At 32.4% G+C, this 12,036-nt stretch carries 12 protein-coding genes and 1 pseudogene; all 13 read right to left on the reverse strand.

From position 1 onward, the window contains the following. A partial coding sequence (locus tag ACHZC3_RS05735; protein ID WP_394758923.1) for a leucine-rich repeat domain-containing protein occupies positions 1–825 on the reverse strand: 825 nt, incomplete at its 3' end. Between the two features lie 81 nt (positions 826–906). Further along, the gene (locus ACHZC3_RS05740) at positions 907–2,364 is read right to left on the reverse strand and encodes a nucleoside recognition domain-containing protein (RefSeq protein ID WP_394758924.1); all 1,458 of its coding nucleotides are present in this window, start codon (positions 2,362–2,364) and stop codon (positions 907–909) included. Positions 2,365–2,512: 148 nt separating this feature from the next. Next, positions 2,513–3,226, reverse strand: coding sequence for a 3'-5' exonuclease (locus tag ACHZC3_RS05745; RefSeq protein WP_394758925.1), 714 nt, complete (start codon positions 3,224–3,226; stop codon positions 2,513–2,515). Between the two features lie 78 nt (positions 3,227–3,304). Next, entirely contained in the window at positions 3,305–3,805 is a 501-nt protein-coding gene (locus tag ACHZC3_RS05750; protein ID WP_394758926.1) for a methylated-DNA--[protein]-cysteine S-methyltransferase, read from the reverse strand. Positions 3,806–3,846: 41 nt separating this feature from the next. Continuing rightward, positions 3,847–5,184 (reverse strand): ammonium transporter, encoded by a 1,338-nt coding sequence (locus ACHZC3_RS05755; RefSeq protein ID WP_394758927.1) that lies wholly within the window; start codon positions 5,182–5,184, stop codon positions 3,847–3,849. Between the two features lie 134 nt (positions 5,185–5,318). Further along, entirely contained in the window at positions 5,319–5,702 is a 384-nt protein-coding gene (locus ACHZC3_RS05760; RefSeq protein ID WP_394758928.1) for a c-type cytochrome, read from the reverse strand. Between the two features lie 2 nt (positions 5,703–5,704). Continuing rightward, complete coding sequence (gene hemB, locus ACHZC3_RS05765; RefSeq protein ID WP_394758929.1) at positions 5,705–6,715, reverse strand: porphobilinogen synthase; 1,011 nt, start codon at positions 6,713–6,715, stop codon at positions 5,705–5,707. A 33-nt stretch (positions 6,716–6,748) separates the two neighbouring features. Further along, positions 6,749–7,651 (reverse strand): oxygen-dependent coproporphyrinogen oxidase, encoded by a 903-nt coding sequence (gene hemF, locus ACHZC3_RS05770; RefSeq protein ID WP_394758930.1) that lies wholly within the window; start codon positions 7,649–7,651, stop codon positions 6,749–6,751. Positions 7,652–7,724: 73 nt separating this feature from the next. Next, positions 7,725–9,386: an ATP-binding protein gene (locus tag ACHZC3_RS05775; RefSeq protein ID WP_394758931.1), complete on the reverse strand. Its 1,662-nt coding sequence runs from the start codon at positions 9,384–9,386 to the stop codon at positions 7,725–7,727. A 32-nt stretch (positions 9,387–9,418) separates the two neighbouring features. Then, a complete protein-coding gene (locus ACHZC3_RS05780) occupies positions 9,419–9,952 on the reverse strand; it encodes a GNAT family N-acetyltransferase (RefSeq protein ID WP_394758932.1) in 534 nt (177 codons plus the stop codon). A gap of 1 nt (position 9,953) precedes the next feature. After that, positions 9,954–10,979 carry a uroporphyrinogen decarboxylase gene (gene hemE / locus ACHZC3_RS05785; protein ID WP_394758933.1) on the reverse strand — a complete coding sequence of 342 codons (1,026 nt, stop codon included), beginning with the start codon at positions 10,977–10,979 and terminating at the stop codon, positions 9,954–9,956. Positions 10,980–11,031: 52 nt separating this feature from the next. Then, complete coding sequence (locus ACHZC3_RS05790) at positions 11,032–11,694, reverse strand: uroporphyrinogen-III synthase (RefSeq protein WP_394758934.1); 663 nt, start codon at positions 11,692–11,694, stop codon at positions 11,032–11,034. Beyond that, a pseudogene (locus ACHZC3_RS05795) lies at positions 11,694–12,036 on the reverse strand (hydroxymethylbilane synthase); the annotation flags it as partial. The gene ACHZC3_RS05790 and the pseudogene ACHZC3_RS05795, both read right to left, overlap by 1 nt.

Consider the following 12,036-nt stretch of genomic DNA (forward strand, 5'->3'; position numbering starts at 1 on the left):
CAATTCTTTTAGATTTACCAAGTTTATAATTTCTTTAGGAAGTGTTTTAAATTGATTTTCATCTAAATCAAGTACCGTCAAATTTGTTAATGCACAAAGTTCTACTGGAAAATTTTTAAATTGATTTTTATCCAAGGTTAAGTTTTTCAAATTAATTAGATTACCAATTTCAACAGGAACAATAGGAATTAAATTGCTTTTTACGTTTAATACTGTCAATTTAGTTAAGTTCCCAACTTCCAAAGGCAAAATGGCAATGCTGTTTTTCTCTACATTCAAAACAGTTAACTTAGATAAACCACCAATTTCTACTGGAATTTCTTTTATTTTATTGTCAAACAAAATAAGTTCTGTTAGATTAAATAAAATAAACATTTCAAGAGGAATAGCTTCAATTTTATTGTTGCTAAAGTTAAGTTTTCTTAATTTAGTTAATTTTCCAATGTAAGGTGAAATGACTTCCATTTTGTTTTTTTGAAACTCTAATTTTTCTAAACTAGCTAATTTTCCTAGTTCGATAGGGAATTTTAAAAACAAATTATTGTTGATATACAATTCCTTTAACTTAGTTAGTTTCCCAATTTCAAAAGGCAACGATTGAAGATTATTATAGTTTAACCACAGTTTTTCAATATTAACAAAACGACCAATTTCTGGCGGAAGTTTGTTGAGATTTCTGTTGTTTAAATTAAGTTCCTTGTATTTCTCAGGATTAGGTGCATTCATAATATCGGCCATAGAACGACCGTCTGCTTCCTGTGCGTGCACAACTAGTGACGTACAACTAAATAACACCAGTAGAAGTGTCTTTTTTAGGGTTTTCATATTTTACTACATTTGGGGACGACAAAAATAGTAATATTTGTATAAATTTCTGAAAACCTGATACTTATTTTACAAAAATTTTTAAAAAAACCAACTTGCTACTAAAATAGCGGTAATCACACAAATTAAATCTACTAGAAGCATTGTACTGAGTGTATAACGTGTGTTTTTAATTTTTATTGAACCAAAATACACTGCGATTACATAAAAAGTACTCTCAGCACTGCATTGAAAAATACTACTCAATCTTCCAGTCATAGAATCAGCTCCAAAAGTATTCATAGAATCTATTAAAAAGCCTCTTGATCCAGCTGAACTAAACGGTCTAAGCAAGGCTACTGGCAAAGCATCAGTAATTCCTTTATTGATTCCCATGTTCGAAAATACAAATGCAATCCCGTTACTTATAATTTCAAATAAACCACTATTTCTAAATAATGAAATAGCAACTAACATACCCAAAACATAAGGAAAAATAGTAACCCCTGTTTTAATTCCGTTGTTTGCTCCTACTACAAAAGAATCAAAAACCGTTGTTTTTAATTCACTAAATTTTTTCTCATTGACAAAAGAAAAAATCAAAGTAAAAGCAATAATTCCAACCAATATTAATGCAGAAAGATTAGATGTGAAATAGTTTTTTCCTATTAGATCTAAATGGTTTACATAAAACAGCAACCCAACAATAGCAGCAATCAAAGTAACTAATCCAACTACAAGAGAAGCACTTTTAAAATTTATTTTTTGTTTGACTCCAACAATTAAAAAAGCCGCAATGGTACCTATAAAAGAAGTGATAATGCAAGGCAACATAACATCAGCAGGGTTGCTTGCACCGGCAGCAGCGCGATATCCAATAATAGAAGTAGCTATTAATGTAAGACCCGAAGCATGTAAACACAAAAACATGATTTGTGCATCACTGGCTTTGTCTTTCTCAGGATTAAGCTCTTGTAAACTTTCCATAGCTTTTAATCCAAATGGTGTTGCTGCTGAATCCAATCCCAAAAAATTTGCCGCAAAATTTAAGGTCATGTAAGATATTGACGGATGATTTACCGGAATACTAGGAAATACTTTTACAAAGACTGGGCTCAATAATTTAGCTAATTTTCCAGAGGCTCCAGAAATGATTAAAAGTTCCATCAATCCGCAGAAGAAAGCTAGATAAGCCATTAATGGAATAATCAAATCAAGTATTGTAGTTTTACAGGTTGGCAATAAACCGTCCGATTTTTGTACGCCACTATAAATTTTTACCGTTTTATTTTTGTAAACATAGGTAGTGTCTAGATTTTTAGTTTTGTTTGGATTCGTTTTTATTTTATCGATCACCATAGTTTGTTCAGGTGCTTTTTCGATACTGTCTTTAATAAAAGCAGGTAAATGCTCTAAATATTTTTCTGATATTAAAATGGGATCGTCTTTTTTTCCGTTCAAAACAAAATCAATCGTGTAATTGTTTCCAGAAAACAAACTGAATACCACAAATACAATAGAAGAAATAAATATCACTAGCCAAAACCTACTTAATACCATAATGTTATTTTTTTGCTAATATAATATATTTTTATTTGAAGCTTTTCCTGCTATCCGTTACAATCTTTTTTGTGGTTTTGCACTTCGACAAGCTCAGCATGACAAAACCACAAAAAAGGATTTCCACTTCTATCAGGGCTAAAAAACTCTAAACATGAATAATTTCTTCATCTATCAATAAATCTTCTCTCCGCAATCGTAAAAAAATTTGGGCCACTGCAATAGTATCTTTTTCGCAATAGGTAACAATACGATCAATGTCTTTTTCTACATAAAAAACATGACCTACTTGCGAACCATCAATATCGCCTTTTGAAGAAGGAATTCCCAGTACTTTACACATTAATTTTAATGAAGTGAAATGTTTGTAATCGCCAAATTTCCATAATTCTAAAGTGTCTAAATGTGGAATTTCCCAAGGTTTTTTCCCAAATAAATTTAGTTTGTTTGGAATCGCAATCTGATTGATAATCATTCTACGAGCAATAAACGGAATATCAAATTCCTTAGCATTATGACCACACAAAACATGTTGCGGTTGGTTGAAATGATTGTTTAGTAAATTAATAAAATCATGTAAAATTTTCTTTTCTTCACCAAAAAAAGAAGTGACTCTAAAATTCCGGACATCTCCCTTTATTGTAAAATAACCTACCGAAATACAGACAATTTTCCCAAACTCAGCCCAAATTCCTGCACGATCATAAAATTCTTCACCCGAAAAATCTTCTTTGCGTTGGTATTGGGTTTTCAGTTCCCAAAGTAGTTTCATATCGTCATCAAGCGAATTAAAATTTTCTTCTTCTGGGACGGTTTCTATATCAAGGAAAAGGATGTTATTGAGGTTGATTTTTTCTATCATAAATTTGATTTTTAGATGGCTTAGATTTTTTTACACTTTATACAAATCTAATAAATCTAATTTTCTAAGAAGTCTAATTTAAAACAAACTTTGCTGATTTGTTGGGTTTTCGTGTTCTAACAACCATTTTTTACGCCACAAACCTCCAGCGTATCCAGTAAGCGAACCATCGGTTCCAATGACACGATGACAAGGAACAACAATCCAAAGTGGGTTTTTTCCGTTTGCCGATGCTGCTGCACGAATCACTTTTGGGTCTCCTAATTTTTTAGCCAAATCAAGGTAAGACATAGTTTTCCCGAAAGGAATGTTACTTAACTCTTTCCAAACTATTTGCTGAAAATCTGTTCCTTTAGGATTAAGTTTTAAAGTAAAATCTGTTCTTTTTCCGTCGAAATAGTCGCAAAGTTGATCTACAGCTTCTTTGAGATTTTCAGGAATTTCTTCAGAAACTTGCTTCGCCAGTTCGAGCTTTGCTCTCGGGTCACCTTCGGACAAAACAGAAATAATGGCTATTCCGTTTTCATCACCTTCTATTTTTGTGATGCCTAAGGGCGAATTTATGAAGCAAGTTTCCATTTGATAAAAATAGTAAACTTCTGAGTATTAAACAAAGAAGGCTATATTCTTTCATTGTGTTGAGAAATATCCAGCCCTAAATCTTCTGAATCTTCCGAAACTCTCAAGGAAACAATCGAGTCTGTGAGTTTGAAAAGCAAATAAGCACCGCCAAATGTAAAAATTGAGATCAAAACCAATGCTATCATATGGCTTGAAAAAACTTTAAGACCACCGTGAATTAAGCTTGAGTTTTCACCATGAGCAAAAATTGCGGTTAATATCATTCCTGTGATTCCACCAATGCCGTGGCAGGCAAAAACATCTAAAGTATCATCAATTGATTTTAGTTTCTCCCAACAAATCATTTTATTAGAAACTATTGCTCCTATAAATCCAAAAAAGATACTTTCAGGAATTGTAATAAAACCAGCTGCAGGAGTTATCACTGCCAACCCAACAACCGCGCCTATACAAGCTCCTAAAGCAGAAACATTCCAGCCATTTAATCTATCAAAAAATATCCAGGTAATCATTGCAGTTGCTGATGCTAATGTAGTAGTTGCAAATGCCAATACAGCAGTTGCATTGGCAGCAAGTGCTGAACCTGCATTAAAACCAAACCAACCAAACCAAAGCAGCCCTGTTCCTAAAAGTACGAATGGAATATTTGTTGGAATATGTTCCTTGTTTTTTCGTTTCCCAATAACCAAAACACCTGCCAACGAAGCAAAACCAGCACTTATATGCACTACTGTTCCGCCTGCAAAGTCTTTTATTCCAAAATAGCTTCCAAATAATCCATTGGGATGCCAAATCATATGACAAATAGGGGCGTAAATAAACACACAAAAAAGGCTAATAAATAATAAAAAGGAAATAAAACGTACTCTTTCTGCTAATGCTCCTGTAATAATAGCTGGAGCAATAATAGCAAATTTCATTTGAAAAAGCGCAAAAAGAGCAAATGGAATTGTAGTTCCTAAAACTTTGTGCGGCAAAGCACCAACTTGGTCAAAAAAGGCATAATCGAATGGATTCCCAAAAACACCATAATGAACACCATTTGTATTAAACCCAATAGGAGAACCAAAAGACAGGCTAAAACCAACCACCACCCAAAGAATTGTAATTACACCTAAACAAATAAAACTCTTTAGCATAGTTGATATTACATTTTTCTTACCAACCATCCCGCCATAAAAGAAAGATAATGCCGGTGTCATTATCAAAACCAGACAAGATGATGTTAATATCCAAGCAATATCAGCAAAATTTAAAAAGGTTTCATCGTTAAAATTGGCTTTATCTATTTTGGTATTGTCTTTCCAGAACAATCCAAGTATTGATACAATAGAAATTATTACAAACGAAACAATCCATTTTTTACCAGTTTTCATTTTTTACCTTATTAGATTTAGAGTAAAATTAAAAAAAAAGCAGTTATTTAGGTATAAATAGTTAAAAAAATAGGATTTAACTTAATTTTTATTAATTTAATAAATTATTACAACGTTTTTTATTAAATAATTATTTATTCTATATTATAATAAATATAAGCTTCAATTGCTTTTAACTCTTCGTCTGACATTGTTTTTGTAATAGTAAAATTTGTTTTCATTACTTCATATTGACTAGGATCTACGAGTGGTTTTGCATCGTTTTTTAAGAAATCGACAATATTTCCATTCTCCTTTTTATAAATTTTTGCAATTTCTTGAATACTTGGCCCAATAATCTTTTGATCTACTTTATGACAAGCCACACAATTTCCTTTTCCTTCAAACAATTCTTTCCCCAATGCTTCTGGAGCTTTAACTTCAGTGTTGGATTCAGTTGGTTTTCCAAAAGATTCTTCACTTTCTTTTTTGCAAGATATTAGGATAAAAAAAGAACTCAATAAAAACAATTTTTTCATCATTATTTATTTAAAAGTATGGCTGCTTCTTTAGCAAAATAAGTAGAAATAAGGCTTGCTCCAGCTCTTTTGATACACATTAATTGTTCCATCATGATTTTGTCGTGGTCCAACCAACCTCTTTCTGATGCTGCTTTTATCATTGCATATTCGCCAGAAACGTGAAAAACGGTTACTGGAACATTCACTGCATTTTTCACTTCACGAACAATATCTAAATAAGCAATTCCTGGTTTTACCATGACCATATCGGCGCCTTCTTCTACGTCCATTAAGGCTTCTTTTATAGCTTCGATACGATTGGCATAATCCATTTGATAGGTTTTTTTATCTTTCGGTACTTCGACAGGCTCAGTATCAGATTTAGTTTCTTTTGGAGCACTATCTAACGCATCACGAAATGGTCCGTAAAATGCCGAAGCATATTTTGCAGAATAACTCATAATTCCAACATTATGAAAACCAGCAGCATCTAAACCTTGGCGCAAACGCAATACACGTCCGTCCATCATGTCGCTTGGCGCAACAAAATCGGCACCAGCTTGTGCATGAGAAACCGCCATTTTTACTAAGGCAGCATTTGTAGCATCATTGGTAATATCTCCGTTTTCGATAATTCCGTCGTGACCGTAAATAGAATAAGGGTCTAACGCCACATCTGGCATGACAATCATTTCTGGGCAAGCGGCTTTGATGTCTTTGATAGCTCTTTGCATCAATCCATCAGGATTCCAGGCTTCTTTTCCTGTATTGTCTTTTAGAGATTCGTCAACTTTTACATAAATGTTTACGGCGCGAATTCCTAAAGCGAAAATTTCTTTGACTTCTTCGACAGTTAGATCGATCGAACGACGAAAAATTCCAACCATAGAAGGAATTTCTACTTTTACGTTTTCACCTTCTGTAATAAACATGGGGAACATAAAATCGCTTGGACTTAATGTTGTTTCTCGAACTAATGAACGAATGCTTTCGTTTACTCGTAATCTTCTGCCTCTTTGTAATGGGAACATAGTAATTGATAATTTATAATTAACAATGGATAATTAAATCCAGTCAATAGGTTTTTCTAATACTTGAATTAATTTTTCTTCTTCACTTCCAACTTCTGGGTGATGATCATAAACCCATTGCACATGCGGAGGCAAACTCATTAAAATACTTTCTATTCTTCCGTTGGTTTTTAATCCAAATAAAGTGCCTTTGTCATGAACTAAATTGAATTCTACATAACGCCCACGACGAATTTCCTGCCATGTTCTTTGTTCAGGATTATATGGTAAATCTTTTCTGCAATCTAAAATTGGAACATAGGCTTCTAAGAAACTATTCCCAACTTCGGTTACGAAACTGAACCAATCTTCCATTTTCATCGTTTCAGATTCCTTACAATAATCAAAAAATAATCCGCCTAATCCACGCGCTTCATTTCTGTGAGCATTCCAAAAATAGTCATCACATTGTTTTTTGTATTTTGGATAGAATTCCAAATTATGCTTATCACAAGCCGTTTTACAGGTTTGATGAAAGTGTGAAGCATCTTCTTCAAATAAATAATAAGGTGTGAGATCTTGTCCGCCGCCAAACCACGAATTGATTACGTTTCCGTTATCGTCATACATTTCGAAATAACGCCAATTAGCATGAACAGTTGGTGCCATTGGGTTTTTTGGATGAATGACCAAACTTAATCCACAGGCAAAGAAATCGGCTTCGCCAACGTTGAATAATTTCTGCATCGAATCTGGTAGTTTACCATGAACAGCAGAAATATTGACACCACCTTTTTCGATAACGTTTCCGTTTTCGATAACACGTGTTCGTCCACCACCGCCTTCTGGACGCTCCCAAATGTCTTCACGGAATTTGGCTGTACCATCAGAAATTTCTAATCCTTTGCAGATTTGGTCTTGCAGGTTTTGTATATAGGTGTAGAATTTATTTTTCATTTTTTTAAAATCAAAAGCGTTTAAAAGCGTCTAAAAAAGTGTCTAAAAAGTATCTAAAAGCGTTTAAAAGTATCTAAACTACTTCCCAGAAATAACCTGGATTACATTTTATTTTACCTTCTTTCCCTAATATGGATAAAAAATTTGTCACTTTCTTCTTCTTCTGGTCTTCGGAAAGAATTACAGACAATTTCGGGATAATTAAATTGTCAATTTTATCACGTTTTGTTTTTCCAAACTTTTTTAAATACTCAAGTATTATATCTTTGAAATGAGAATCATCAAAACTACGATTGGCTAAATATTCAGCTTTTAAACCTTCGTCATTAGTAGATTCAATAATATCATAGGATAAATATATATTTGGTCTTCTACCTTCAATACATTTTAATTTCTTAAGATGCTTAAATTCATTTTCTGAAATTTCTTTGTGTTTCTGTACTTTATCCAATAATATGATTTCATCTAAACCAAGATTAGAATTCTTGATTAATATTTTCGCGAAATTTTCATCTAAAATTTTCCCCGTTATTGTCACCTTAACTTTATTGTCTTCAAAATTGTAATCTGGTAAAGGGAAAAAACGTTGTTTTTGATAATTAAATATTTTTCGAATACCGCCGCCTTGTGTTTCAATCATATCTAAATTTTTCATTGCCTCAACAAGGAATGGATTTCTATAGACCTCTTCGGGGGTATCTTTTAAAACTACATCTTCAATAGATTTTGGTAAAAAAGAACCATAATTAGAAAACACTAAATGGTCATCCTCGAATTCAACCACATTAATTCTTGCACCTTTTGAGTAATCTTGATGTGCTATTGCATTATTTAATGACTCTCTGATATTAAAAGGTTCATATCTTAAAACTTCATCAGGAAATAAGGTTCCATGACGAAGATAACGATATTTTAAGTTTCTTATTTTTTTATAAACTTCATCAATAGTTAACAAAAAAGGAATAGAAAATATTTCAAAGTCCTTATCTTGATTATCTATAGTTTTTAAATTCCATCTAATTTTAACAGAAGAATCTAAAAAATGTTCTGATTCTTCTTTTCCTAAAAGAATAAGAGCCGTTCTTGTGATTTTTCCTTTAATGATAAGTTTCGCTTTATTTAAAAAATCTAAATCACTCCAACTATCGACTTCGTTAGAATATTTAGGATTTCTTTTAACAAACTCTAATCGTGCTTTTTGGATTGCAATTTTGTCTAGGTCTTCAATACTAGCTTCTGTAATAATAACCTTTGACCAATCTTCATTCACTTGAATCTGAGTTAATATTGCATCTAATCTAGATTTTGTCATCTCAACTAAATTGTCATCTATTCTTTGCCAAGTTTTCTTATGTGCATAAACAGGCAATCTAAATTGATGTTTCGGAATATGAAAAATCCAAACAATCTTATTAGTATCAGAAGTGATAAATTCTTCAACTTTAAAATGTTGAATATCTAAATTTGTACAATTGCCATTAATTCTATATCTGATATCATCAATTGAATAAACTGACAAATCTTGAATTCCAATAATTTCAAGTGTTTCGTTTTTTACCCCAATAACCAAATGACCTCCTTGCATATTTGCTATAGCCGAAATATAAGAGATAACATCTTTACTTTCACTCCCAGCAACAGAATTTTTCAATGATTTAAATTCTTTCCATTCGCATTTTTCATTTTCGATTGGATAGTTTTTAATTAAATAATTATGTAATTCCTTTTCGGTCATTAGTTGTTTTTTTTATTACAAATATAAATTATTTATTTTTCAATGTACAATTCATATAATTCCATATCTAAAGGAGTTTCATTAGTTGGAGTAAATTCATTTTGTAATGTTTTTTGCCAAACGAAACCGTTATTTTCAGCAACTTTTACACTACCGAAATTAGTTTTATGAGAAATAATTTGAATTGTTTTCAAACCCAATTCCTCAAAAGCAAAATTTATCATTTCTTTTACCGCAAATGATGTGACGCCTTTTCCTTCTAATTCTGAACCAATGCAATAAGCAAATTCTCCTTGATTTTTATCCCAATCAATTTTTTTGATGATAATTAAACCTCCAATTTGATGATTTTTTTTATCTCGAATAGCAAAAGTAAAATTTGTCTTTTCTTCTATTTCTTTATTCTTAATTGAAATATATGCTTCCGTTTTTTCTAAAGAACTATTCATTTCCAATGTTACTGGGAAAAACAATTTTAATCGTTCTTTATTATCAGACATAAACTGATACAACTGATTAGAATCAATCGGTTGTAGCTTGTCTACTATATAATTTTCAGTTTTCAAATTATTGATTATACTCCTTCACCGCATCAATAAATGCTTTGGCATGATCTACAGGAATATTAGGTAAAATTCCGTGACCAAGATTTACGATATATTTGTCTTTTCCGAATTCGTCAATCATTTCGTGTACCATTTTCTTAATCACAGGAATTGGTGAAAGCAAACGACTTGGATCGAAATTACCTTGTAAAGTAATGTTTCCACCAGATAAATATCTTGCGTTACGTGGCGAACAAGTCCAGTCTACTCCAAGGGCAGATGCTTTACTTTTCCCCATTTCGCCTAATGCAAACCAACAGCCTTTTCCGAAAATAATTACAGGTGTAATATCTGCTAATGCTTCGACGATTTGGTTAATATATTTCCATGAGAATTCCTGATAATCAACAGGAGATAACATTCCTCCCCAAGAATCGAAAACTTGAATAGCATTACAACCTGCTTTTACCTTTTCTTTCAAATAAGCGATAGTTGTATCCGTGATTTTTTGTAATAAAACGTGTGCTGCTTCTGGATGTGAGAAACAAAATCCTTTGGCTTTATCAAAGCTTTTAGATCCTTGACCTTCTACGGCATAGCACATAATTGTCCATGGTGAACCTGCGAAACCAATTAGTGGCACTTCGTCGTTCAACATTTGTTTTGTTAATTTAATCGCATCGAAAACATAACCCAATGTTTCGTGAACATCTGGAACAATGACTCTTTCTACATCTTGAATCGTACGAATAGGATTGGGTAAAAATGGCCCAACATTTTCTTTCATTAATACTTCAATTCCCATGGCTTGTGGCACGACCAAAATATCCGAAAACAAAATCGCAGCATCAGGCGCAATTCTACGAATGGGTTGTACTGTGATTTCGGCAGCTAATTCTGGAGTTTGACAACGAGTAAAAAAGTCATATTTGTCTCGCAAAGCGATGAATTCTGGCAAATATCTTCCTGCTTGACGCATCATCCAAACTGGTGGTCGTTGTACAGTTTCTCCTTTTAATGCTTTTAGAAATAGGTCGTTTTTGATCATGTTTTTATTGTTAGACCTGACAGGTTTTTAAAACCTGTCAGGTTTGTTTGTGTTATTTATATTCGTTTATACATTCCTCAATCACATCTTCGATAGTTGGATTTTCGGCAATGAGGATGTTTTTTGTAATTTTTTCTAAGGCTTCTGCGGTTGTTTCGCCAATACAGAAACATGTTTCTTTTTTGATTGTATTTTCTTTCAAATAACTTTCTACGCCAGATAGGCTAAAAAACAAAATAGCTTCTACTGAATCTTTTATCTTATGAGGAGTTAGTGTCGTTTCATAAACTTTAATCTCATTAAAATCTACATTCCCTTCTTTTAACGCTTGAGGTAATATTTCTCTGCGTAGGTTTCCGCTGAAAAAAGTAAAGGTATCACTTCCGTGAATTAATGTAATGATTTCGGCCAAATCGGAAGCATAACCTGTGTAAACATCAACATTAAAACCATTTTCTGACAATAATATTTTTGTTTTTAATCCGACACAAAAAACGTTTTTTGTTTTTAATTCTTCACATTTTGGGTGTTGCAAAATACTATGAACGGCATTTTGACTGGTGAAAATTAAATTGTCTTTAATGTTTTTTAAATCAAAATTTTGGTGCTCTGTTTTAATAAAATCCGCTTCAATAACATTAAAATCTGCATTTATTAAGGCTTCTTTTTGAATGTTAGAAAGTGTTTTTGTAGATAATATCTTAATTTGACTCATTATTTTTTCAGTTTTTCTTTGATAGATTCCATCAGTTTTACACCACCGTTTTCAAAAATTTCTTGGGCTGCATGATACCCTAATTGTTTCCATTCTTGTACTTCAACTATTTTGTTTACTTCTATTTTCTGACCTCCGTCCAATGAAAACAAAACGCCTAGAAAATGGATTGTTTCGTCTTTTTCGTTAAATTTTGCAAAGGCTCCAATTGGCGCAGTACAACCGCCTTCTAAAGTTCTTAAAAATTGACGTTCGATATAGGTTGTTATTTCGGTTTCAATATGATTGAGTTCTGCTAAAGCATTTAAGGAATATGTATCATTTCCCATGGCAACGACCATC

Origin of the sequence: Flavobacterium sp., from assembly GCF_043720215.1 — a bacterium.
In the GTDB taxonomy this organism is placed as follows: domain Bacteria; phylum Bacteroidota; class Bacteroidia; order Flavobacteriales; family Flavobacteriaceae; genus Flavobacterium.

Bases quoted from the DNA above. Each gene is read 5' to 3' on its own strand.
- ACHZC3_RS05740 (WP_394758924.1), bottom strand. From the start codon at position 2,364: ATGGTATTAAGTAGGTTTTGGCTAGTGATATTTATTTCTTCTATTGTA.
- ACHZC3_RS05745 (WP_394758925.1), bottom strand. From the start codon at position 3,226: ATGATAGAAAAAATCAACCTCAATAACATCCTTTTCCTTGATATAGAA.
- ACHZC3_RS05750 (WP_394758926.1), bottom strand. From the start codon at position 3,805: ATGGAAACTTGCTTCATAAATTCGCCCTTAGGCATCACAAAAATAGAA.
- ACHZC3_RS05755 (WP_394758927.1), bottom strand. From the start codon at position 5,184: ATGAAAACTGGTAAAAAATGGATTGTTTCGTTTGTAATAATTTCTATT.
- ACHZC3_RS05760 (WP_394758928.1), bottom strand. From the start codon at position 5,702: ATGAAAAAATTGTTTTTATTGAGTTCTTTTTTTATCCTAATATCTTGC.
- hemB (WP_394758929.1), bottom strand. From the start codon at position 6,715: ATGTTCCCATTACAAAGAGGCAGAAGATTACGAGTAAACGAAAGCATT.
- hemF (WP_394758930.1), bottom strand. From the start codon at position 7,651: ATGAAAAATAAATTCTACACCTATATACAAAACCTGCAAGACCAAATC.
- ACHZC3_RS05775 (WP_394758931.1), bottom strand. From the start codon at position 9,386: ATGACCGAAAAGGAATTACATAATTATTTAATTAAAAACTATCCAATC.
- hemE (WP_394758933.1), bottom strand. From the start codon at position 10,979: ATGATCAAAAACGACCTATTTCTAAAAGCATTAAAAGGAGAAACTGTA.
- ACHZC3_RS05790 (WP_394758934.1), bottom strand. From the start codon at position 11,694: ATGAGTCAAATTAAGATATTATCTACAAAAACACTTTCTAACATTCAA.